Source organism: Streptomyces sp. NPDC003011 (assembly GCF_053591515.1).
The window spans coordinates 19200-42015 of sequence record NZ_JBSFTY010000055.1; the positions used below are offsets into that span (position 1 = coordinate 19200).

The following is a 22816-nucleotide window of genomic DNA, read 5'->3' on the forward strand; positions in this document are numbered from 1 at the left end:
CCGGCCCGTTCCCCGTCCTCACGTGCTCGTCCCGCGCGTTGCCTTGCCCTCGTCCAGCAGGGCGTATCCCCGCTCGACGATGCCGGCGAGCTGCTTGACATGGTCCTCGCCCGGCTCGTGCAGCGGGGGCCGTACCTCCCCCACGTCGAGACCGCGCAGCCGTACGCCGGCCTTGACGAGGGCGACGGCGTAGCCGCGGCCCTGGGCGCGCAGTTCGACGAAGGGCCGGTAGAAGCCGTCGAGGAGGCGGTGGGCGGTGCTGTCGTCGCCGGTCTTGTGGGCCTCGTAGAAGGCGAGGGCGATCTCGGGCGCGAAGCAGAAGACGGCCGAGGAGTAGAGCGTGATGCCGATGCCGCGGTAGGCGAGCTGGGTCTGCTCGGCGGTCGGCATCCCGTTGAAGTAGAGGAAGTCGCCGGGGACCGCGGTGCGGACGGCGCTGATGATCCGCTGCATCAGATCGAGGTCGCCGAGCCCGTCCTTGAAGCCGATGATCCCGTCGGTGCGGGCCAGTTCGACGACCGACTCGGGCGTGAACACGGCGTTGTCGCGCTGGTAGACGATCACCGGCAGGGAGGTCGCCGCGGCCACCTCCCGGTAGTGCCGCAGCAGCCCTTCCTGGCCGGCGACCACGAGGTACGGCGGCATGGCGAGCAGTCCGTCCGCTCCGGCCGCCTCGGCGAGCCGCGCGTACCGCACGGCGAGCGCGGTGCCGTAGCCGGCGCCCGCGACGACCGGCACCCGGCCCGCCGTCTCCGCCACGGCCGCCCGCACGCACTCCTCGAACTCCTCCGGGGCGAGGGCGTGGAACTCCCCGGTGCCGCAGCACGCGAAGACGGCGGCGGCGCCGGCCTCCACCCCGCGGCGCACGTGCGCGCGGTAGGCGTCGAGGTCGACCGAGCCGTCGGGGCCGTAGGCGGTGACGGGGAAGAACAGCGGCCCGCCGGGGATGCCGAGTCGAGCGGCGAGGGGGGCTGACGTCACGGGCTCTCCCTAGAACAGGCGCTCACGTTTCTGATCCGCATCTATATTCATGAACGACTCCACCCTAAGGAGCCGTTTCCGTGCCGGTCAAGCAGGCAAACGCGCGTCACAGAAGCGAATTTCCCAGGGTCACGCCACACTTGACGGAGGACGCGCAGGATCCCTAGCGTGTCCACGCATGTGAATGTGATCCATCCATGCGGCCGTCGATTCAAGGAGACCCGAGGATGCCCGCTCCCCGCACCGTTCTGCTCACCGGCGCCGCCGGCGGGCTCGGCACCCTGATGCGGAACCTGCTCCCGGCCTTCGGGTACGACCTGCGCCTGCTCGACGTGCGCCCGATCGAAGGCGATCCGGACGCCGTCACCGCGGATCTCGCCGACCGGGACGCCGTACGGGAGGCCGTGCGGGGTGTCGACGCGATCATCCACCTCGCGGGCATCTCCCTGGAAGCCCCTTTCGAGAAGATCCTCAAGGCGAACATCGAGGGCACCTACCACGTGTACGAGGCCGCCCGCGAGGAGGGTGTGCGGCGCGTCGTCTTCGCCTCCTCCAACCACGCCGTCGGCTTCACCCCGCGCCCCCAGGGGGACGACCCCCTCATCCCGATCGACACCCCGCGCCGCCCGGACACCTTCTACGGTCTGTCCAAGTGCTTCGGCGAGGACCTCGCGCAGTTCTACTGGGACAAGCACGGCATCGAGACCGTCTCCGTGCGCATCGGCTCCTGCTTCCCCGAGCCGACCAGCGTGCGCATGCTCTCGGTGTGGATGAGCCCGCCCGACGGCGCCCGTCTCCTCCACGCGGCCCTGACCGCGGAGAACGTGGGGCACACCGTCGTCTACGGCTCCTCCGCCAACACCCGCCTGTGGTGGGACCTGAGCACCGCGCGGGCCCTCGGCTACGAGCCGCAGGACGACTCCGAGCAGTACGCCGGGAAACTGATCGCCGAGCAGGGCGAGCTGGACCCGCAGAACGTGGCGCACGCCTGCCTGGGCGGCCACTTCGTCAGCGAGCCGCCGGTCTGGCCGTACTGACCCCGGCCCGCGACGGGCTCACGCCCGCCGAAGACGGCGGAAAACATACCCTCGCGGCGGCGGACGGGCACCGAACGGGCCCGTCCGCCGCCGCATTCGGGCATCCGCGCTGCCCGCTCTCACGCCCGGCGCGCCTGCCGCGCAGGTCCGGGGCGGGCACACCACGCCGCAAGCGGGCCCACCCGGGCAGTATCGGGCCCACAACAGACCTGGTCAGTGGCGCGCGACCGCTGTAGAACTTCCCCCATGGGCCGCACCGGGCCCGAACGGGCAGGACGACACGGAAGCGGGTGACGGGCATGGGCGCGAGGACGGCGGAAGAACGCCAGCGCGAGATCGTACGGGTCGCCCGCGCCACCGGCGCGGTCGACGTCACCGCGCTCGCCGCCGAACTGGGCGTGGCCAAGGAGACCGTACGGCGGGATCTGCGCGCCCTGGAGGACCACGGGCTGATCCGCCGCACCCATGGCGGCGCGTATCCCGTGGAGAGCGCCGGCTTCGAGACGACGCTCGCCTTCCGCGCGACCAGCCACGTCCCCGAGAAGCGCCGGATCGCGGCCGCGGCCGCCGAACTGCTCGGAGACGCCGAGACGGTCTTCGTCGACGAGGGCTTCACCCCGCAGCTCATCGCCGAGGCGCTGCCCAGGGACCGGCCGCTGACCGTGGTCACCGCGTCCCTGCCGGTCGCGGGCGCGCTCGCCGAGACCGAGAACACCTCCGTCCTGCTGCTGGGCGGCCGGGTCCGCTCCGGCACCCTCGCCACGGTCGACCACTGGACGACGAAGATGCTGGCCGGTTTCGTCGTCGACCTGGCCTACATCGGCGCCAACGGCATCTCCCGCGAACACGGACTGACCACCCCCGACCCCGCGGTCAGCGAGGTCAAGGCACAGGCGGTGCGAGCCGCGCGCCGCACGGTGTTCGTGGGCGTGCACACCAAGTTCGGAGCGGTCAGCTTCTGCCGGTTCGCCGAGGTCGGCGTCCTGGAGGCGATCGTGACGAGCACCCTGCTCCCCACCGCCGAGGCCCACCGGTACTCGCTGCTGGGCCCCCAGGTCATCCGCGTCTGACCGTCCCGCACCCCGCCGGGCATCCCATACACCCCTCGTAGGGCGCCTTTGCCTATTGGCACCCTTTATCTCCCCATATGTGCAGGAGCGATCCATGCGAACCCAGAGCCGACGACGGCCGCCGCGAGCCACGCTCGCGCTGGCCGCCGCAGGGACGCTGCTCGCCCCGCTGCTCTCCGGCTGCTGGGTCGGAGCGGGCGGGGCCGGATCGGGCGGCGACTCGATCAACGTCCTGATGGTCAACAACCCCCAGATGACCGAGTTGCAGAAGCTCACCGCCGCCCACTTCACCCGAGAGACCGGCATCAAGGTCAACTTCACCGTCCTGCCCGAGAACGACGTCCGCGACAAGATCAGCCAGGACTTCGCCAACCAGGCCGGCCAGTACGACGTGGCCACCCTGTCCAACTACGAGATCCCGATCTACGCCCGCAACGGCTGGCTGCGCGAGATGGACTCCTACGTCGCCGAGGACCCGGCGTACGACGAGCAGGACGTCCTCACGCCGATGCGCCAGTCCCTGACCGGCGACGACGGCAAGCTCTACGGCCAGCCCTTCTACGGCGAGTCGTCCTTCCTGATGTACCGCAAGGACGTGTTCGAGCAGGAGAGCCTGACGATGCCCGCGCACCCCACCTGGACCCAGGTCGCCGACCTGGCCGCCCGGGTCGACGGGGCCGAGCCGGGCATGAACGGCATCTGCCTGCGCGGACTGCCGGGCTGGGGCGAGGTGATGGCGCCCCTGACCACCGTCGTGAACACCTTCGGGGGCACCTGGTTCGACAAGGACTGGACGGCGCGGCTGGACTCCCCCGAGTTCGAGAAGGCGACGAAGTTCTATGTCGGCCTGGTGCGCGAGCACGGCCAGTCCGGCGCCGCCCAGTCCGGCTTCGCCGAGTGCCTCAACAACATGACCCAGGGCAAGGTCGCCATGTGGTACGACGCCACCTCCGCCGCCGGTTCCCTGGAGGCCGCGGGCTCTCCCGTCAAGGGCAGGATCGGGTACGCCCCCGCCCCCGTCGAGGAGACGAAGTCCTCCGGCTGGCTCTACACCTGGGCCTGGGGCATCCAGGACGCGTCCCGCAACCCCGACAAGGCGTGGAAGTTCGTCTCCTGGGCGTCCAGCAAGGAGTACGAGCAACTGGTCGGCGACGAGATCGGCTGGTCCAACATCCCGGCCGGCAAGCGCGCGTCGACGTACACGAACCCCGCCTACGTCAAGGAGGCCGCCGCCTTCCAGGAGATGACCAAGGAGGCCATCGAGGGCGCCCGCCCCAACGACCCCGGCGTGCAGCCGCGCCCCGCGCCCGGCATCCAGTTCGTCGGCATCCCCGAGTTCACCGACCTCGGCACCAAGGTCTCCCAGGAGATCAGCGCGGCCATCGCCGGACGCCAGTCCGTCGAGTCGGCCCTGAAGAAGTCCCAGCAGCTCGCCGAGCGGATCTCCGAGGAGTACGAGGGACGATGACCGCGACGACCACCACGGCCCCGCCGGCCGTCACTCCCGTGCACACCGCCCGCCAGCCCTCCGCCCGGCTGCGTGCCTGGGCCACCCGTGCCCCCCTGCTGCCCGCCCTGATCTTCATGGTCCTGGTCACCCAGCTCCCGTTCGTGGCCACGCTGGTGATCTCCTTCTTCGACTGGAACTCCCTCTATCCCGACGCCCGCAGCTTCACCGGCGTCGACAACTACCGCCAGGTGCTGACCGACGCCGACCTGCGCCGGTCCGTGGGGACGACGGTCCTGCTGACGGTCGCGGTGGTGCTGGCCAGCCTGGTCTTCGGTCTGGTCCTGGCTCTGCTCCTGGACCGGAGGTTCCGGGGCCGGGGCGTGGTCCGCACGCTCCTCATCGCTCCCTTCCTGGTGGTGCCGGTGGCCGCGGCCCTGCTCTGGAAGCATGTGCTCTACAACCCCGAATACGGCCTGCTCAACGGGTTGTTGCACTATGTGGGCGGCCCACAGCCGGACTGGATCTCCCGCACCCCGCTGCTCGCGGTCGAGGCGTCGCTGGTCTGGCAGTGGACCCCGTTCATGATGCTGATCCTGCTCGCCGGGCTGCAGAGCCGGGACCAGCAGCAGCTGGAAGCGGCGCGCGTGGACGGCGCGAGCGACTGGCAGATCTTCCGCTACCTGACGCTCCCGCACCTGCGCCGCTACCTGGAGCTGGGCGCCCTGCTCGGCTCGATCTACATCGTGCAGAACTTCGACGCGGTCTTCACGATCACGTCCGGCGGCCTCGGCACCGCCAACCTCCCCTACACCGTCTACCAGAGCTTCTACCAGGCCCACGAGAACGGCCTCGCCTCGGCCGCGGGCGTCCTGGTGGTCATCGGCTCGATCATCATCGCGACCTTCGCCCTGCGCGTGGTGTCGTCCCTGTTCCGCGAGGAGGTGGCCCGCTGATGAGCAGCGTCGCCGTACGAGTCCGCAGTGGCCGTCGCAAGGGCGCGGGCCTCGGCCTGGTGGCCTGGCTGCTGGGCATCCTGTTCTTCCTCCCCATCGCCTGGATGGCCCTGACCTCCTTCCACTCGGAGCAGGACGCGGCCACCAACCCGCCGTCCTTCGGGGCGGCCCTGACCCTGGACGGCTACCGGGAGTTCTTCGGCACGGGCGGCGGCGCGTCCCCCTGGCCGGCGCTCGTCAACTCCGCGGTGGCGTCGGTCGTGTCGACGCTGTTCGTGCTGGTGCTGGCCCTCCCGGCGGCGTACGCCCTGTCGATCCGCCCGGTGCGGAAGTGGACGGACGTCCTGTTCTTCTTCCTGTCGACGAAGATGCTGCCGGCGGTGGCGGGCCTGCTGCCGATCTACCTGTTCGCCAAGAACACCGGGATGCTCGACAACATCTGGCTCCTGGTCATCCTCTACACCTCCATGAACCTGCCGATCGCGGTGTGGATGATGCAGTCCTTCCTGGCCGAGGTCCCGGTGGCGATCATCGAGGCGGCCCGGGTGGACGGGGCCCGGCTGCCGACGATCCTCGCCCGCGTGGTGGCCCCGATCGCGCTCCCGGGCATCGCCGCGACCGCCCTGATCTGCTTCATCTTCAGCTGGAACGAGCTGCTGTTCGCGCGCGTGCTGACAGGCGTGGTCGCCGAGACGGCCCCCGTCTTCCTGACCGGGTTCATCACCAGCCAGGGCCTGTTCCTGGCGAAGGTGTGCGCCGCGTCGCTCGTCATCTCCCTGCCGGTGCTCGCCGCGGGGTTCGCCGCCCAGGACAAGCTGGTCCAGGGCCTGTCGTTGGGAGCCGTGAAATGAAGGCCGCCGTCATCGAGTCCGTGGGCCGCGCCGTCGTCACCGAGGTCCCTGACCCGACGCCGGGACCCCGTGAGGTCGTCGTCGAGGTCGCCGCGTGCGGCCTGTGCGGCACCGATCTGCACATCCTCCAGGGCGAGTTCGCGCCGAAGCTGCCCATCGTCCCCGGGCACGAGTTCGCCGGCGAGGTGGTCGGCGTGGGCACCCAGGTCACGGAGGTGTCGGTGGGCGACCGGGTCGCGGTGGATCCCTCGCTCTACTGCCACGAGTGCCGCTACTGCCGCACCGGCCACAACAACCTCTGTGAACGCTGGGCCGCGATCGGCGTGACGACGGCGGGCGGCGCGGCCCGGTACGCGCTGGCGCCGGTGGCCAACTGCGTGAAGCTGCCGGAACACGTGCGCACCCAGGACGCGGCGCTGGTGGAACCGCTGTCCTGCGCCGTCCGGGGCTACGACGTCCTCCAGTCGCGCCTCGGCGCCCACGTCCTGATCTACGGCTCCGGGACGATGGGCCTGATGATGCTGGAGCTCGCCAAGCGGACCGGCGCGGCGAGTGTGGACGTGGTGGACGTCAACCCGGCGCGGCTGGAGACGGCACGGCGGCTGGGCGTCTCCGGGGCGGCGGCGAACCCGGACGAGCTGGACCGGCCCCAGGGCTGGGACCTCGTGGTGGACGCCACGGGCAACGCGGCGGCGATCCAGGACGGTCTGGACCGGGTGGCCAAGGCGGGAACGTTCCTGCAGTTCGGCGTCGCCGACTACGCGACCCGCGTGACGATCGACCCGTACCGCATCTACAACCAGGAGATCACCATCACCGGCTCGATGGCTGTCCTGCACAGCTTCGAGCGGGCGGCGGAACTGTTCGCCAACGGCGTGCTCGACCCCGACGTCTTCATCAGCGACCGCATCCCGCTGGACCGGTACCCCGAGGCGCTGGAGCAGTTCGCGGCGGGAGTGGGCCGCAAGATCGTGGTGATCCCGTAGCGGTTCTCGCCGTCCTTCCGGGGGCTGCGCCCCGGACCCCGCTCGTCAAGCGCGGGAGGGGCTGGTTCTCAAGCCCTCCGGCGCTTGAGGACGAGGTTCTTTCAGGGCCGAAGGAGGGGTCCGGGGCGCAGCCCCCGGGACGGGACGGGAAGGGGCGGCGGGGGCGAAACCCGTTCGGCTGAGTACGAGCGACCCGATTGGCCCTCGGGTAAGGGAACGGTAAAACGCCCTCGCTCGTTCTACCGGGCATGACAGCTATGACCCCCGGCTCGAACATCCCCCTCTCCGCCGCCCGCGTGACGGTGGACGTCGCCGCCCCGACGCGGCTCGACGTATCGGGCCTGCTGCTCACCGCCGACGGCAAGGTGCGCTCCGACGACGACTTCATCTTCTACAACCAGCCCGCCGGCCCCGGCGTGACCTACCGCTCGGGCGGCGGCACCGCTCCCGACGCGATCACGGTCGACACCAGCGCCGTCCCGCCGGGCATCGAGAAGATCATCGTCACGGCGAGCCCGGACGCCGCGGGCCGGACCTTCCAGGGCGTCGAACCCACGGCCACCATCCGCAACGCGGACGACAACAGCGTCCTGGCCACGTTCACGCCCCCGCAGCTCGGCACCGAGACGGCCCTGGTGATCGTGGAGATCTACCTGCGCAACGGCGTCTGGAAGGCCCGCGCGGTCGGCCAGGGTTACTCCAACGGCCTCGCCGGCATCGCCACCGACTTCGGTGTCTCGGTCGAGGAACCGGCCCCCGCCGCCGCTCCCGCCCAGCCGGTGGCTCCCCCGCAGGCCGTGCAGCCCCCGCCCGCCCCGCCGGCCCCGGCCGTGGACCCGAGGCTCACCACACCCCCGGCGCCCGCCGCTCCCCCGGCACCGCCCGCGGCCGCCGCGCCCGGCGCCGGGAAGATCAACCTCGACAAGGGCCGGGTCAGCCTCCAGAAGAACCAGACCGTCTCCCTGGTCAAGGGCGGCGCCCCGCTGCTCTCCCAGGTCAAGATGGGCCTCGGCTGGGAGCCGGCGTACCGCGGCAAGGACATCGACCTGGACGCCTCGGTCATCGCCTACGGCCCGCAGCGCAACCACATCGACAGCTGCTACTTCGGCAAGCTGTCCATCGTGAACGGCGCGATCAAGCACTCCGGCGACAACCTCACCGGCGAGGGCGGCGGCGACGACGAGGTGATCACGGTCGACCTCGGCCGTCTCCCGCAGGAGGTCACCGGCCTGGTCTTCACGGTGAACTCGTTCACCGGCCAGAAGTTCACCGAGGTCGCCAAGGCCTACTGCCGTCTGATCGACGCCGGCAGCGGCGAGGAACTCGTCCGCTTCGACCTCACCAACGCCGAGGCTCAGACGGGCGTGATGATGGCCAAGCTGGTCCGCCAGTTCTCCGGCGAGTGGGACATGACGGCGATGGGCACCTTCGTCAAGGCCCGCACGGTCCGCAACATGGTGAAGCCGGCGGCGCAGGCGCTGTAACGAGCGCGCCGCGACGAGCGGTACGACCACCAGGGCGCCCCCGTTCCAGGGGGCGCCCGTCGTTCAGCCCGGCGCGCCCGCGGTCCCCGGCCGCAGCCCCTCCGTCAGCAAGGACAGATACCGCCGGATCGCCTTCCCCTCCGGGTCCGCCAGCTCCGACGCCGTCGCCACTCCGTGCGCGAGCCGCAGGACGTCCATCGGCTCGACGTCCGCCCGCAGGGTCCCCTCCCGCTGCGCCGCCGCCACCAGCCGCGTCACCGCCGCCTTCATCGTGCCGGCGCACACCGTGGCCGCGGCCGAGCCGCCGTCCGTGACGGTCGACCCCAGCAGCGCCTTGAGTCCGCGGACCTGGATCATCCCCGCGCCGAGTTCGGCCAGCCACTCCACCAGCGCCTCGCCCGGCGGCAGCTGCGCCGCGATCTCGTCCGCGCGCGCCGCGATCGCCTCGACGCGGTCGACGTACGCCGCCTCCAGCAGCGCCTGGCGCGTGGGAAAGTGCCGGTACAGCGTGCCGGTTCCGACCCCTGCCCGCTTGGCGATGTCGTCGAGGGACGCGCCTTCCCCGTGCTCGGCGAAGGCCTGCGCCGCCACCTTCAGCAACCGCTCGTAGTTGCGCCGAGCGTCCGCGCGCATGGGCCTGACCCGCGTCATCCAGATACTCCTCGCGAACCGGGGACGTGCTCCGCAGCATACTGAGCGGCACACGAGGGAAGTCCCCGCTCACACCGGCGGCCGGTCCGCCCGGTCGTCGACGGCCTCTCTAGAACAGCGCGCTGTACGCGTTGAGCGCGGGCTGACCGCCGAGGTGGGCGTAGAGCACGGTGGAGTCCGGGCCGATCTCCCCGCGCGTGACCAGGTCGATCATCCCGGCCATCGACTTCCCCTCGTACACGGGATCGGTGACCATGCCCTCCGTGCGCGCCGCGAGCCGCATCGCCTCCAGGGTCGCCTCGTCCGGGATGCCGTACGTGCCCGCGTGGTAGCGCTCGTCCAGCTCGACGTCCGCTTCCGTCAGTTCCGTCCGCACGCCGATGAGCCGGCCGGTGCGGTGGGCGATCCGCGCGATCTGTTCCCGGGTGCGGACGGGCGCCGCCGACGCGTCGACGCCGAGCACCCGCCGGGTCCGCCCGCCCGCCTCCTCCAGCGCCCGGAACCCGGCGATCATGCCGGCCTGGGTGGACCCGGTCACCGAGCAGACCACTACGGTGTCGAAGAACACTCCCCACTGCGCTTCCTGCTCGGCCACTTCGTACGCCCACCCGGCGAATCCGAGACCGCCGAGCGGATGGTCGGAGGCCCCGGCGGGGATGGCGTACGGCTTCCCGCCGCCCTCCTCGACCTCCCTGAGCGCCTGCTCCCAGCTCTCCTTGAACCCGATGCCGAAGCCGGCCCGCACCAGCCGGACGTCGGCCCCGGCGAGCCGGCTGATCAGGATGTTGCCGACCTTGTCGTACACGGAGTCCGGCCACTGCACCCAGCTCTCCTGCACGAGGACGCAACTCAGCCCGGCGCGGGCGGCACAGGCGGCGACCTGACGGGTGTGGTTCGACTGCACCCCGCCGATCGAGACGAGCGTGTCGCAGCCCTGGGCGAGGGCGTCGGCGACCAGGTACTCCAGCTTGCGTGTCTTGTTCCCGCCGTACGCGACACCGGAGTTGCAGTCCTCCCGCTTGGCCCAGAGGGAGGCCCCGCCGAGGTGTGCGGTCAGACGCTGGAGCGGGTGCACCGGCGAGGGTCCGAAGAGCAGCGGGTAACGCTCGTACGAGGAAAGGGACATGGGTCCTCCCGGTGTCAGTCGCTGTCGGCGAGTTCGGCCAGCTCTCGCCAGATGCCGACGGTGACACGGACCGCGCCGTCCACGTCTCCGGTCGCGCAGGCCTCGATCAGCCGCTCGTGCAGGCCGGCCGAACGGCAGGCGCCGCCCTCCCCGAAGCGCCGTCGCTCCAGCCGGCGGATGAGGGGGGTGTAGCGGGCGGCGGTGGCGGCGGCGGCCCGGTTGCCGCTGACGCGGACGAGGACGTCGTGCAACTCGTCGTCGGCGTGCAGGGCGGTGTCCACGTCACCCGCCCGGACGGCTGCCGCGAACCGCTCGTTCGCCGCGCGCATCGCCTCGACGTCGGCGGCGGACAGCCGGGGTACGGCGACCCGGGTGACCAGTTCGTGCATGGCCCCGACCACGGCCGCCGCGTCCCGGACGTCGGCCGCGACGACCGGAGTGACCCGGGTGTAGCTCTGCGGCTTGCTCTCCAGCAGCCCCTCGTCGACCAGCCGCGCGAACGCCTCCCGCACCGGCGCCCGGGACAGCCCGAGCCGCTCGGCGAGTTCGGCGTCCTTCACGACCGCGCCGGGCTCGATCCCGCCAGCGACGATGGCGTCCCGGATCGCCGCGTAGGCGCGGTCCCTGAGCAGGGTGCGGGGGACGGGGCGGAGGGGCTCCATGCACTGAAATGTTAGATATCAGACCAGGCTCGCGCAAGAGGGGCCCGCACCGGAGTGCGGGCCCTCCTCGGAAGCGGGAGCTCCCTGGGGAGCGGGAGCGTCAGACGGCCCAGGGCCAGTCGGCGTCCCGCGCCGCTTCGAGCAGCGGGACCATCCGGAACGCCGCGTCCGACAGGCCCCCGAAGGTGTGCCGGTTCCCGTGCCCCGAGGGGCCGTGTCCCGCCCGGTAGCCGGCCAGGTTCCAGGTGTAGACCGGCACGTCGGCCGGGACCTGTTCGGTCGGGTCGCCGTGGCGGCTGTGGGCGTACTGCTCGTCGGTGACGATCAGCACCCGGTCGTGCCGGGTGTAGTGGCGGCGCACCGCCCCGGTGGTGTCGGTGCCGCCCAGGTCGCCGAAGCGCTCCAGGATCTTCAGCACCGACTCGCCCCTGCGGAACCGCACGCGGTTGCTCGACGTCCCGAACTCGACGAGGTCCGCGTCCGCCGCCCGCAGCGCGAGCGCCGTGCCGAAGACCGCCGCCGCGTCGGCGCGGTCGAGCTCCGAGCGGTCGGACAGCCGCGCGTGGAACATCGAGCCCGAACGGTCGACGAGCACCAGCGTCCGCCCCGGCAGGGCGGGCACGCCGGCCAGCGAGTGGCCGAGCGCCCGCTCCAGCGGGTACGACCAGCGCAGCGACGGCGCGTGCCGGTACGCGGCGAGGTAGCGGAAGGGGAACTGCCGCGACCGGGCGACCTGCTCCGGGTCGCTGATCCTGGCCGCCACCTCGGCGGCCACCTCGTCGGACACACCCGCCTCGTCGAAGTTGCGCAGGTTGCGGACCAGCGCCATCGGACCCATCGACGGAATCACGGCCTCCCAGGCCGCCTTGTCCATCGGCCCCTGCAGCCAGCCCGCCAGCGCCTCCCAGGTCATCCCGGCCGCCGCGAGCCGCTCGGCGGCGCCGTCCGACGTGACGACCGCGCGCCGCTCCCCGGCCGGCAGCGCCATCAGCTCACGGTGCGCGGTCAGCAGCCGGGCGGACGCGGGCGGCACCGCGGTGTCCGGGTGGTGCCGGCGGTCGAGGGCGTACCGGAACAGCTCGCCCTGCCACGGCTTGTCCGGGTCCGGAGCCGCGTGCACCAGGTTGAGGACGTCACCGAAGCGGTAGCCCTTGGAGGCGGTGTCGTACTTCAGCAGGGACCGGCCGCCGTAGAGACGCCGCACCGCGTCGGCGACGCCGCGCTTGACCGGCTTGGGCACGTTGCGGCCGTATGTCGTGGTCCAGTACGCGAGCAGCTCACCGGGCTCGTCGGGCCGCTGGAGGACGGAGTCGACGACCTGCCGGTTCGACGGGCCGCCGGTGGCGCCCGCGTCGAGCCGTGCCGTGACGTACTCGGCGGCGCCGACGACCGCGGCCGTGCGGAGGTTGCCCGCGCCGCGCAGCCAGCCGAGCAGACCGGCGGTCCACTCCGGGTCGGTGACGGCGAGCTCGCCCACCAGACGTGTGAACCGGTCGTCCCGTTCGGCACCGGTCTCGTAGAAGGTCTGCTGCGTCACGAAGTGGGAGACCGCGAGCAGGAAGAGCTCGGAGCGCGGGTCGCGCTCACGGCCCCGGCCGCCCTCGAACGTCCGCAGCACCCGCCCCGTCGAGGTGACGCGGGAGGCGGGCTGCGCCCTGGCGGCCCTGGCCGCCCTGGTGTTGAAGCGTGCCATGTCGAATTCCCCCGAATTCATCGGTGTTCCGGGGAGGCGCGGCAAAAGGAGGATGCCCGAGATCAGAAGTCGGCCACGGACTTAGCCGAATGCTCTTCCGATTGAGCTACACCGACCGAAGTCGATGACGGGACTCGAACCCGCAACCATCCGATCCGAATGAAGTAACCGTTGCCTGCGCACCGGGCACCCACCATGAGCCGCGCCTCCCGAGATCAAGCCGGCGGCGGCCTGGATTCCGTGAAAGAGAAGTAGCCGCCGCCTTCGCACCGGGAGGTGCGCTGTTCGTGATCTCACTGTAGGAGGCACGGCCCGGGACGGGCGAGGGAATTAATGTCACCGCCCCGGGGGACCGCTTCCGTACTCTCGCTCAATTCCCTTGCTGTGAGCGTGCCTTGAACGCCGCTTTCCGCGCTTCCTTCGCGATCCGCTTGTCCGGGTGCAGGCGGCCCATCGCCTCCAGCACGTCCGCCGTGGCCGGGTGGTCGACCCGCCAGGCCGCCGTGAAGAAGCCGCTGTGCTGCTGGGCCAGACCTTCCACGAGGCCCTGGAGTTCGTCGGAGTTGCCCTCGGCCGCCAGCTGCGCGGCGACCGTGTCGACGGTCAGCCAGAACACCAGGTCCTCGGAGGGCGCGGGGACGTCGGGGGCGCCCCGCTCGGTGAGCCAGACGCGGGCCAGGCCGCCCAGTTCGGGGTCGTCGAGCACCTCCCGCAGGGCCGGTTCCGCCTCGGCGCCCACCAGGGACAGCGCCTGCTGGCAGAGCAGTCGCCGCAGCGGCGCACCGGCGTCCAGGCCGCGCGCCGCCGCCAGCAGTTCCCGTGCCGCGGCGAGGGGTTCACGGCGGGCCAGCCACTGCTCGGTCTCGGCCTGGGCCGCCGCGGGCGGGAACGTCGCCGTGCGGTCGAGGAGCGCGTCGGCGCCCTTGTCCGCGAGGTCACCGACCGCGGGCGCCTCGAACCCGGACTCCAGCAGGCGCGCCCGCAGCCCGTACAGGCCGAGCGGGGTCAGCCGGACCATGCCGTAGCGGGAGACGTCGGTGTCGTCGACGGGGGCCGCGGGCTCCTCCTCCGCGTCCGCCATCAGCGCCTCGTCGACGGGCTGGTACTCCACCAGCCCGACCGGCTCCAGGAGGCGGAACTGGTCGTCCAGCCGCATCATCGCGTCGGACACCTGCTCCAGCACGTCGTTGGTGGGCTCGCCCATGTCGCTGGGCACGATCATCGAGGCGGCCAGCGCGGGCAGCGGCACGGGCCCCTCGCCCGGCCCGTCCTCGGTGACGGTGAGCAGGTACAGGTTCCCGAGCACCCCGTCCAGGAACCCCGCCTCGGCCTCCGGATCCCAGTCCAGGGACGAGAGGTCGACCTCGCCGCCGGCGTCCATCGCGTCGGCCAGGTCGTCCAGGTCCGGCACGCTCGCGTCGGCCAGCACGGTCTCCAGTGCGCCCAGCCACACGCTGAGCACATCGTGCGGCGAGCCTGTGGTCAGCAGCGCCAGGTCCTCACCGGCCGCCACGGTGCCCGTCTCCTCGTCGACGACCTCCACGAGCCCGGTGTCGACCGCGACCCGCCAGGCCTCGCTCGCGTACGCCGCCGCGTCGTCCCCGCTCAGCCCGAGCACCTCGGCCGCCGCCGGCAGCTGCTCGTCGACGAGGCCGCCCCCGGCGTCGACCCGGGTGTCCGGGCCCGCCCAGCGGGCCAGCCGCGCGGCCCGCGACAGCAGCGGCGTGGACAGCGCGGCCCGCGCCAGCTCCGTCTCGGGGTGCAGCCGCACCGGCGGCAAGGGGGAGCTGTCTGACATCGGCTGATTCTCCTAGGGGCGCGTCCTACCACTCAGCCGCTCAGCCTAGACGGATTTCCACCCATGCCGCCCGGTTCATCTGACGGTCAGGTCCCGTACATGGCTGAAACCTTGACAAGTGGCCTGACCAGGCAGGAGATTGACGCGCGTAGAAACCCGCTGGACATACGTTCACCGTAGTGTCTACGCGCGTCGCCTCCGCCCCACCGGTCGCGGCTTCCCCTGTCCCACGCACCACCCTCGTCCCGGCGCCCACGTACGTCCCCGGAGGGATCCCGTTGCCGAGCCAGTCTTCCGCGCGTCTCGCCGCGCTCACCGTCGCCGCCGTCTGTTCCGCGGCGTCCACCGTCGTCCTCACCTCGCCCGCGCACGCGGCCTCCGTGCGCATCCATGACATCCAGGGCACCACCCGGATGTCGCCGTACGCCGGACAGCAGGTCACGGACGTGGCCGGAATCGTCACCGGCGTGCGCGCGTACGGCTCCTCCAGGGGCTTCTGGATCCAGGACCCGGACCCGGACGCGAACCCGGCCACCAGCGAGGGCGTCTTCGTCTTCACCAGCTCGGTGCCGAAGGTCGCGGTGGGCGACGCGGTCACCGTCTCCGGCACGGTCTCGGAGTTCGTCCCCGGCGGCACCTCCTCCGGCAACCAGGCGCTGACCGAGATCGTGCGGCCGACCGTCACCGTCGTCTCCGGCGGCAACGCGGTCCCGGCCGCCACCACCGTCAGCGCGCGGTCCGTGCCGAGCGCCTACACCCCGGCCGGCGACACCGCCGCGAACGGTTCGGTCAACGCGCTGCCGCTGAAGCCGTCGAAGTACGCCCTGGACTACTACGAGTCCCTGGAGGGCATGAACGTCCAGGTCGCCGATGTCCGCGTGGTCGGCGCCACCGACCCGTACACCGAGCTGTGGGTCACGGTGAAGCCGCGGGAGAACGACACCCGCCGCGGCGCCACGGTCTACGGCTCCTACGACGCGCAGAACACGGGCCGGCTACACATCCAGTCGCTGGGCGCGCCGGCCGGCTTCCCGGTCGCGAACGTCGGCGACACGCTCACCGGCACCACCACCGGCCCGCTGGACTACAACCAGTTCGGCGGGTACACGCTCGTCGCGAGCGAGATCGGCGCGCTGAAGAGCGCCGGCCTGACGCGCGAGACGACCGAGAAGCAGAAGAAGGGCGAGCTGGCGGTCGCGACGTACAACGTCGAGAACCTCGACCCGACCGACGCCTCCTTCGAGGAGCACGCCGCCGCGATCGTGCACAACCTCCAGTCGCCCGACATCGTGTCGCTGGAGGAGATCCAGGACGACAACGGCGCGAAGAACGACGGCACGGTCACCGCCGGCCAGACGGTGACGAAGCTGATCGACGCCATCGTCGCGGCGGGCGGGCCCACCTACGACTGGCGCTCGATCGACCCGGCGAACAACGCCGACGGCGGGGAGCCGGGCGGCAACATCCGCCAGGTGTTCCTGTTCAACCCGGAGCGGGTGTCCTTCACGGACCGCGCGGGCGGCGACGCCACGACCGCCGCCGGAGTCACCGAGGAGCGCGGCAAGGCGGCCCTGACGGTCTCCCCCGGCCGGATCGCCCCGGCCGACACCGCCTGGGCGAACAGCCGCAAGCCGCTGGCGGGCGAGTTCGTCTTCCGGGGCCGCACGGTCTTCGTGATCGCCAACCACTTCAACTCCAAGGGCGGCGACCAGGGTCTGACCTCGCAGTACCAGCCGCCGGCGCGCAGCTCGGAGACACAGCGCCACCAGCAGGCGACCCTGGTGAACGCCTTCGTCAAGGACATCCTGGCCGCCCAGAAGAACGCGGACGTCGTCACCCTCGGCGACATCAACGACTTCGAGTTCTCCGGTACGACCAGGATCCTGGAGGACGGCGGCGTGCTCTGGTCGGCGGTCAAGTCGCTGCCGAGGAGCGAGCGTTACTCGTACGTCTACCAGGGCAACGCCCAGGTCCTCGACCAGATCCTGATCAGCCCGTCGATCCGGCGCGACTGCGACTTCGAGTTCGACAGCGTGCACATCAACGCGGAGTTCCACGACCAGATCAGCGACCACGACCCGCAGGTGCTGCGGTTCAAGCCGTAGGTCCGCCACGGGGCTGGCTGAACACCCCGTTCAGCCAGTCCTGCCAGGCGGCCTCGCACTCCTTGATGTCGGCGCCCGGGGCGAAGTCGTGCAGGGAGATGCCGACCGGGTGGCCCCAGTGGTTGCGTCCGAAGACGCGGGTGAGGCCCCGGTCGGTGCGCAGACCGATGAAGTACGGGTCGCGGTAGTCGACCACGGCCTCGAACGCGTCGGGACCGCGGACCGTCAGCCGGGTCCCCGCGGCCACCTCGTCGCCGACGCCGAGCGCCCGCCCCACGGCGGCGAGGGCGTCGGCGGCCTTCGACGCCTCGGGCCCGTCGAAGGTGGCGAAGGCGGCCGGCCGGGGCGCGAAGTGGGCCAGGTACTCGCACAGGGTGTGCAGGTAGAAGTCGGTGTGCTGGGCGGCGCCGTCGTACTGGTTGTCCCAGTCGTCGACGAAGATGCCGCTGTGCACGTACCGCACCCAGGCCCGGCGGCCCTCGTCGCGCGGCTCGATGGTGTGGTCGAGCTGGTTGGCGGTCTGCTCGGCGATGCCCTCGACGTTCTCGACGCGGTTGGTGTAGCGGTGCGGCGGGTCCCAGGCGGTGACCGTGGACCCGAAGGGTCCGGCGCCGCCGACGCGGGGCTCCGGCGGCTCCATCGGCCACAGATAACCTCCGGTTCCGGTGGTGACCGCCTCCCAGACCTCCTCCGCAGTGGCGTCGACCTCAAACTCGCGGGCGATCTCGAATTCCTTGGGCATGGTGGGCTCCTGCTTACGGGGCGTCGGTTTCCGGGGTGGGGTCTTTGACCGTGGGATGGAGGGCGACGACGATCCGGTGGTCCCGGCCGCCCTCGGCGTCCGGGGCGTCGTACTTGCGGATCAGCGCGTCCACCCCGGCCGTCAGCTCCTGGACGAACGCGGCCCGGTCGGCGGCCGAGGCGAAACGCACCTCGCCGTCCAGCGCGTAGGTCGCCAGCCGCTTGCGGGCCGTCGCGGCGCCGGCGATCAGCCGGCCGACGTCCCGCACCAGGCGGGCGCCGAGCGCGAGCATCCAGCGCGCGGAGAGCTGGTCCCGGAAGCGGTCCGGGTCGGGCTGCACGGAGGCGAGGGCGAGCGGTGAGATGACGTACGACGCGGCGGTCGCCCGCATCAGCCGCTCGGTGACGTTGCCCTTGCGGCGCTCGCCGGCCAGTTCGACCAGGCCGTGCCGCTCCAGCGCCTTGAGGTGGTAGTTCACCTTCTGCCGGGGCAGTCCGACCTTGCCGGCCAGCATGGCGGCCGACGCGGGTCCGGCCGCCAGCTCGGCCAGCAGCCGCCCCCTGGTGGGGTCCAGGGAGACGGCTGCGGCCTCGGGGTCCTCGATCACGGTCACGTCCAGCATGCGTCCACCGTCTCACCGAACACTTTTTTTGTCCAGACGATTCTGGTTTTCGGTGGTCGGTCCGCGCCCCCGGCGGTCACCCGGGCAGGAGGCCCAGGGCGTGGTCGTAGCGGCTGACCGTGCTGCTCTTCAGCCCTGGCCAGCTCTGCACGCGTTCCCACCGGGCCGTGGTCGAGCCGACCCCGGCGCCCGGCGTGGCGAGCGCGTCGATGTGGGCCTCGCCGTTCTCCCACTCGGCGTAGTTCAGGACCCTGGTGCCGTCGGTGCTCAGGTGGAAGTGGGCGGAGATGCCGCCGGGGTGGGGGTTCGGCTCACTCTCCAGCGCCTCGAACACGGCGTCGACCCAGGCGCGCTGCCGGTCCGGGTCGGGGCCCTCGAACTCGATGTCGACGACCACGACGCACCCCGGCACGCGCGTGTCACCGTCGCGGACTTCGCTCCGATAGTGCCGGTACCGGCCGAGCCACAGCCGCTCGATCCCCGGCACGGCGGTGTCGATCTCGTCGTTGCGCTCCTGCCGGTGGGTCTTCACGAAGGTCTCGTAGGCCTGCTCGCTCGCCCACTGCGAGTGGTGCAGCAGCGTGTCGCCGTCGTGCCCGGTGTAGACGTGGTAGCCGAGGAGGTCCGCGGTGGGCCAGGGCCGGCGCGTCCAGGTGCGCGCGATGGCCTCCACGGTCTGCCGCTGCCGCTCGGGCGTGCCCACCCGCCAGGTGCTGAAGAAGGGTGCGCCGACGTCGGGCCGGGTGAGGTCGGGACGGGTGTCGGTACGGCGGGTCATGGCGCCTCCATGGATCGGTGCCGGGACCGGTGGCGGAGTCGGTACCGCGATCGGTATCGGAGTCGGTACGCCGGCACGTCGGTACGGGTTGCGTGCACCGACCACTCTTCAACCTCAACCAAGATTCAGGTCAAGTAGCCGATTCGGGCGGCGAATTCGGGAGACTCGCCGCGTCATGGACGAGAGGGCCGAGAAGGCCGAGAGAGCCGAGAGAGCCGAGAACGCCGGGGTGGACAGCCCTGCCGATCTGCCCGCGCGGTCGTGGCGGGCGGTGGTGCGGCGCACGCTGAAGGAGTTGCTGGACGACGAACTCTCCGACCGTGCGGCCGCGTTGACGTACTACAGCGTCCTGTCGCTGTTCCCGGCGCTGCTGGTGATGGTGTCCCTGCTGGGCGTGGTGGGACAGCGCGCGACGGACAGCATGCTCGACAACATCGGCGACCTGGCGCCGGGACCGGCCCGGGACATCCTGCGGGACGCGGTGGTCCAGCTGGGCGACAGCGGTGGCACGGGCAGTGTGCTGGCCGTCCTCGGCCTGCTCTTCGCGCTGTGGTCGGCGTCCGGGTACGTCGCCGCGTTCATCCGTACCTCCAACACGGTGTACGACCTGCCGGAGGGCCGCCCGGTGTGGAAGCTGACGCCGCTCAGGCTGGCGCTGACCGTGGCGCTGATGCTGATGCTGGCGGCGAGTGCGGTGATCGTGGTGTTCACAGGTCCGCTGGCCGAGCGGGCCGGCAAGACGATCGGGCTCGGTGACGAGGTGATCGCGGTGTGGGGCGTCGTCAAGTGGCCGGTGCTGCTGTTGCTGGTCATCATGATGATCGGCCTGCTGTACTGGGCGGCGCCCAACGTCCGTGGCCGCGGCTTCCGTTGGGTCAGTCCCGGCAGTGTCGTGGCCACCCTGGCCTGGCTCGCCGCGTCAGCGGGCTTCGCTCTCTACGCCGCCAACTTCGGCTCGTACAACAAGACGTACGGCACCCTCGCCGGCGCCATCGTCTTCCTCGTCTGGCTCTGGCTGTCCAACCTGGCGATCCTGCTGGGCCTGGAGTTCGACGCGGAGCTGGCCCGGGAGCGGGCGATCACCGACGGGCAGTCCCCGACGGAGGAGCCGTACGTCGAGCCCCGGGACACCCGCAAGTGGCCGGCGCGGCTGCGGGCGGCACGGGGCAGGCAGACGGGCGCGTCCTGATCCCGGCACCGGTGCCGCCGCCCCTGAGGCCTGCGGATCCCTGCCCCCGCCGCCGGCCCTGAGGCCTGCGGTCCCCTGCCCCCGCCGCCGGCCCTTTCCCGAGGGCCCACCCCCTCCCCCGCCGCAACACCAGGGCGCCGGAGTCGCCCGAAGGGGCTGGCTCCGGCGCCCTGGTGTTCGGCGTGCGGCGTTCAGCGGCCGTGGCGGCGGCGCAGTACGCCCACCGCGATCACCGCGCCCACTGCCGCCGCCACCCCGGCGATCAGCACCGGCCGCGGATGGCGGCGGCCCGCCTGGACCGCGTTGCGGACCGGGACGGGCATGGTGTGTTCCACGGCGTGTGCCTTGTCGTGGACGGTGTGGCCGGCCTGTGCCGCCGTGCTGCGCAGTTGGACCGTCATCGCGCCGGCCTTGTCGCGGAGGTCCGCCGCACGGGCCCGGGCGCGGCCCTTGACGTCGATCTTCCCGGCCAACTCCTCGACCGTGTCGCCGAGTTCGCCCCGGGTCCGCTCGATCTGCTGCCGCAGCTCGTCCGGCCCCTTGGCCCCGGTCCGCTGCCCGGCCTCGCCGCCCGTCGTGGACTGGTGCGCTGTCCTGTCCATGTCCGTCATCGGTGCGCCCTTTCCTTGATCTCCTCGACGTCGGCCCGGACGCTGCCGAGGGCCTTCTCGGGCGTGGGCGGTGCGGCCTGGCGCAGCTGGGCGCGTCCGGTCGCCGCGAGCAGGCCCGCGAGCGCGAAGAGCACGGCCGTCACGATCAGCGTCGCGGCCCAGACCGGCAGCACCAGCGAGAGCGCGGCGGCGGCCGTGGCCGCGAGGGCGAGCAGCCCGGCGTAGCCGACAGCGCCCGCGGCGCCCAGCAGCCCGCCTCCGCGGCCCGCGCGCCGGCCCTTCTCGGCCAGTTCCTCCTTGGCGAGCGCCACTTCCTGTCGTACGAGCCGGGAGAGCTGTTCGGTGGCCTGTCCGACGAGCTCACCCACCGAATGGTGTCCGTCGTGTGCCGGCCTGGGGGCCATGGTCCCGGTCACGGTTCCGCCTCCTCTCGTCATCGGAACCCTCCGGGTACCCCTCACCCTCCCCCGCTACCCGTGCGCCGCACCCCCGCCGGCCTCGCGGTCCGCCGCCGGAACCGTGTTCACCGAGCCGGGCGAACTGGGCCTGGAGCCGGTCCAGCCTCGCCTTCAACACGCCTGTCTCAGCCGCGAGTTGGGGCGCGCCGAGCCTTGGGGCGCGTCCGGGCCGGCCGTCGGCACGGGGCATCCCGCTCCCGGTCACCACCCGCGACCCGTCGCGGCCGGCCGGGCGGACCCGGCGAGCGAGACCGGCGTACGGCCGCGTACGCAGCCCGCGCAGGCGGGAGCCGGCGCCCGCCGCTCGGGACGGGCCCCCGCCGGCGTCGGCCGACGCGGACACGGCGGTGCCGCAGGCACGGGGGCCGGCGGTCGCCGTACGGACGCGCTGACGGGCGTACGGAAGCCGCGCTCGAAGCGGAGGCGGCGGCGGCCGAGCAGGACACGTCGAGCAGCACGGGCGGCGCGGTGCGGTGCTCCGCCGCTCCCGGCAGCGGTGCGGTGCCCGGGCCGCGGACTGCGGACGCAGGACATGTCGGCCACGACTCGGGGCGGCAGCGCGCCGCCCAGCACCACTTCCGTCACAGAAAAACTTACCAATACCCCGTAGAAGAATTAAGTGGAGCTTCACGATCGTTCCGTCGAGACTGGCCCCATGACAGCACCCGCCTCCTCTCCGCCCCCTGCCTTCGGCCGCACCCTCTGCGCCATGATCACGCCCTTCACCGACGCGGGCGCGCTCGACCTCGACGGCGCCCGGCTGCTCGCCGACCGGCTGGTGACGGAGGGCTGCGACGGTCTGGTCCTGTCCGGGACGACGGGTGAGTCGCCGACCACGACGGACACCGAGAAGGCCGCCCTGATCGCCGCCGTGCGCGAGGCGGTGGGCGGGCGGGCGTCGATCGTGGCGGGCGTCGGCACCTTCGACACCCGGCACACCGTCGAGCTGGCCCTGGCCGCCGAGAAGGCGGGCGCCGACGGTCTGCTGGTGGTCAGCCCGTACTACAGCAGGCCCCCGCAGGAGGCGCTGGAGGCGCATTTCAGGGAGGTCGCGGACGCCTGCGGCCTGCCGCTCGTGCTGTACGACATCCCGGAGCGCACCGGCACCCGCATCGAGCCCGAGACGGTCCTCCGGCTCGCCGGGCACCCCCGGATCGTCGCGGTCAAGGACTGTTCCCACGACTTCCTCGGCGCCCAGAAGGTCCTCGCCCGCACGGATCTGGCGTACTACGCGGGCTGCGACGAGCACAATCTCGCCCTGTACGCGGTGGGCGCCGCGGGGTACGTCAGCACCGTCGCGAACGTGGTCCCGCGGCAGCTCCGCGCCGTCCTGGACGCCTTCGACGCGGGCGACACCGCCGGCGCGGCCCGTCTCCAGCGGCACGCCACGCCTCTCATCGAGTCGGTGATGGCGTCCGGCCTGCCCGGCACGGTCACCGTCAAGGCCCTGCTCGGCGCTCTCGGCCTGCCCGCGGGCCCGGTCCGCGCACCCCTGCGGCCCGCCGGCCGCGAGGCGGCCGACGGACTGCTGACGGCGTACCAGTCGCTCCTCACGGACTGATCAGCGGC

The 22816-nt window shown here is 72.0% G+C and carries 21 protein-coding genes; 10 read left to right on the forward strand and 11 right to left on the reverse strand.

Translation table 11 applies throughout. The features are described from left to right. Positions 1-18 precede the first annotated feature (18 nt). Positions 19-981 (reverse strand): 5-dehydro-4-deoxyglucarate dehydratase, encoded by a 963-nt coding sequence (locus ACWD0J_RS26415; RefSeq protein ID WP_451498325.1) that lies wholly within the window; start codon positions 979-981, stop codon positions 19-21. A gap of 227 nt (positions 982-1208) precedes the next feature. On the opposite strand from ACWD0J_RS26415, the gene ACWD0J_RS26420 reads away from it, so the two are divergent. The 7 genes from ACWD0J_RS26420 to ACWD0J_RS26450 all read left to right on the forward strand — a co-directional run bounded on the left by ACWD0J_RS26420 (position 1209) and on the right by ACWD0J_RS26450 (position 8812). Next, entirely contained in the window at positions 1209-2018 is an 810-nt protein-coding gene (locus ACWD0J_RS26420; RefSeq protein WP_451498326.1) for an NAD-dependent epimerase/dehydratase family protein, read from the forward strand. Between the two features lie 299 nt (positions 2019-2317). After that, a complete protein-coding gene (locus ACWD0J_RS26425; RefSeq protein ID WP_451498327.1) occupies positions 2318-3088 on the forward strand; it encodes a DeoR/GlpR family DNA-binding transcription regulator in 771 nt (256 codons plus the stop codon). 94 nt (positions 3089-3182) lie between these two features. Then, positions 3183-4556, forward strand: a complete 1374-nt coding sequence (locus ACWD0J_RS26430) for an ABC transporter substrate-binding protein (protein ID WP_451498328.1) — start codon at positions 3183-3185, stop codon at positions 4554-4556. After that, positions 4553-5491 (forward strand): carbohydrate ABC transporter permease, encoded by a 939-nt coding sequence (locus tag ACWD0J_RS26435; protein ID WP_451498329.1) that lies wholly within the window; start codon positions 4553-4555, stop codon positions 5489-5491. Before ACWD0J_RS26430 ends, ACWD0J_RS26435 begins: the two co-directional genes overlap by 4 nt. After that, positions 5491-6342, forward strand: a complete 852-nt coding sequence (locus tag ACWD0J_RS26440) for a carbohydrate ABC transporter permease (RefSeq protein WP_451498330.1) — start codon at positions 5491-5493, stop codon at positions 6340-6342. Before ACWD0J_RS26435 ends, ACWD0J_RS26440 begins: the two co-directional genes overlap by 1 nt. Beyond that, positions 6339-7328, forward strand: coding sequence for a zinc-dependent alcohol dehydrogenase family protein (locus tag ACWD0J_RS26445; RefSeq protein WP_451498331.1), 990 nt, complete (start codon positions 6339-6341; stop codon positions 7326-7328). Before ACWD0J_RS26440 ends, ACWD0J_RS26445 begins: the two co-directional genes overlap by 4 nt. Positions 7329-7585: 257 nt before the next feature. Continuing rightward, a complete protein-coding gene (locus ACWD0J_RS26450) occupies positions 7586-8812 on the forward strand; it encodes a TerD family protein (RefSeq protein WP_451498366.1) in 1227 nt (408 codons plus the stop codon). A 63-nt stretch (positions 8813-8875) separates the two neighbouring features. Here ACWD0J_RS26450 and ACWD0J_RS26455 read toward each other — a convergent pair whose 3' ends face one another. The 5 genes from ACWD0J_RS26455 to ACWD0J_RS26475 form a co-directional block, all read right to left on the reverse strand. Further along, complete coding sequence (locus tag ACWD0J_RS26455) at positions 8876-9463, reverse strand: TetR/AcrR family transcriptional regulator (protein WP_451498332.1); 588 nt, start codon at positions 9461-9463, stop codon at positions 8876-8878. 109 nt (positions 9464-9572) lie between these two features. Next, positions 9573-10589: a 1-aminocyclopropane-1-carboxylate deaminase gene (locus ACWD0J_RS26460; protein ID WP_451498333.1), complete on the reverse strand. Its 1017-nt coding sequence runs from the start codon at positions 10587-10589 to the stop codon at positions 9573-9575. Between the two features lie 14 nt (positions 10590-10603). After that, on the reverse strand, positions 10604-11251 hold the full coding sequence (locus ACWD0J_RS26465; protein ID WP_451498334.1) for a GntR family transcriptional regulator: 648 nt from the start codon (positions 11249-11251) through the stop codon (positions 10604-10606). Positions 11252-11351: 100 nt separating this feature from the next. Next, positions 11352-12944, reverse strand: a complete 1593-nt coding sequence (locus tag ACWD0J_RS26470) for a TROVE domain-containing protein (protein ID WP_451498335.1) — start codon at positions 12942-12944, stop codon at positions 11352-11354. A 370-nt stretch (positions 12945-13314) separates the two neighbouring features. Further along, entirely contained in the window at positions 13315-14742 is a 1428-nt protein-coding gene (locus ACWD0J_RS26475; RefSeq protein WP_451498336.1) for a hypothetical protein, read from the reverse strand. A gap of 278 nt (positions 14743-15020) precedes the next feature. Between ACWD0J_RS26475 and ACWD0J_RS26480 the strand changes: the two genes are divergently transcribed. Beyond that, complete coding sequence (locus tag ACWD0J_RS26480; RefSeq protein WP_451498337.1) at positions 15021-16847, forward strand: endonuclease/exonuclease/phosphatase family protein; 1827 nt, start codon at positions 15021-15023, stop codon at positions 16845-16847. Here the strand turns inward: ACWD0J_RS26480 and ACWD0J_RS26485 are convergent. From ACWD0J_RS26485 to ACWD0J_RS26495, 3 genes are all read right to left on the reverse strand, one after another. Beyond that, positions 16837-17589 (reverse strand): SRPBCC family protein, encoded by a 753-nt coding sequence (locus tag ACWD0J_RS26485; protein ID WP_451498338.1) that lies wholly within the window; start codon positions 17587-17589, stop codon positions 16837-16839. The genes ACWD0J_RS26480 and ACWD0J_RS26485 overlap by 11 nt on opposite strands. 13 nt (positions 17590-17602) lie before the next feature. Then, a complete protein-coding gene (locus ACWD0J_RS26490; protein ID WP_451498339.1) occupies positions 17603-18211 on the reverse strand; it encodes an ArsR/SmtB family transcription factor in 609 nt (202 codons plus the stop codon). Between the two features lie 76 nt (positions 18212-18287). Next, positions 18288-18989 carry an antibiotic biosynthesis monooxygenase family protein gene (locus ACWD0J_RS26495; RefSeq protein WP_451498340.1) on the reverse strand — a complete coding sequence of 234 codons (702 nt, stop codon included), beginning with the start codon at positions 18987-18989 and terminating at the stop codon, positions 18288-18290. Positions 18990-19164: 175 nt separating this feature from the next. Between ACWD0J_RS26495 and ACWD0J_RS26500 the strand changes: the two genes are divergently transcribed. Next, on the forward strand, positions 19165-20178 hold the full coding sequence (locus ACWD0J_RS26500; protein WP_451498341.1) for a YihY/virulence factor BrkB family protein: 1014 nt from the start codon (positions 19165-19167) through the stop codon (positions 20176-20178). A gap of 191 nt (positions 20179-20369) precedes the next feature. Here ACWD0J_RS26500 and ACWD0J_RS26505 read toward each other — a convergent pair whose 3' ends face one another. Both ACWD0J_RS26505 and ACWD0J_RS26510 read right to left on the reverse strand, forming a co-directional pair. Then, positions 20370-20780, reverse strand: a complete 411-nt coding sequence (locus ACWD0J_RS26505) for a DUF3618 domain-containing protein (protein ID WP_451498367.1) — start codon at positions 20778-20780, stop codon at positions 20370-20372. A gap of 5 nt (positions 20781-20785) precedes the next feature. Continuing rightward, positions 20786-21205 carry a phage holin family protein gene (locus ACWD0J_RS26510; RefSeq protein WP_451498342.1) on the reverse strand — a complete coding sequence of 140 codons (420 nt, stop codon included), beginning with the start codon at positions 21203-21205 and terminating at the stop codon, positions 20786-20788. Positions 21206-21902: 697 nt separating this feature from the next. Here ACWD0J_RS26510 and dapA point away from each other — a divergent pair. Further along, a complete protein-coding gene (gene dapA, locus ACWD0J_RS26515; protein WP_451498343.1) occupies positions 21903-22808 on the forward strand; it encodes a 4-hydroxy-tetrahydrodipicolinate synthase in 906 nt (301 codons plus the stop codon). Positions 22809-22816 lie beyond the last annotated feature (8 nt).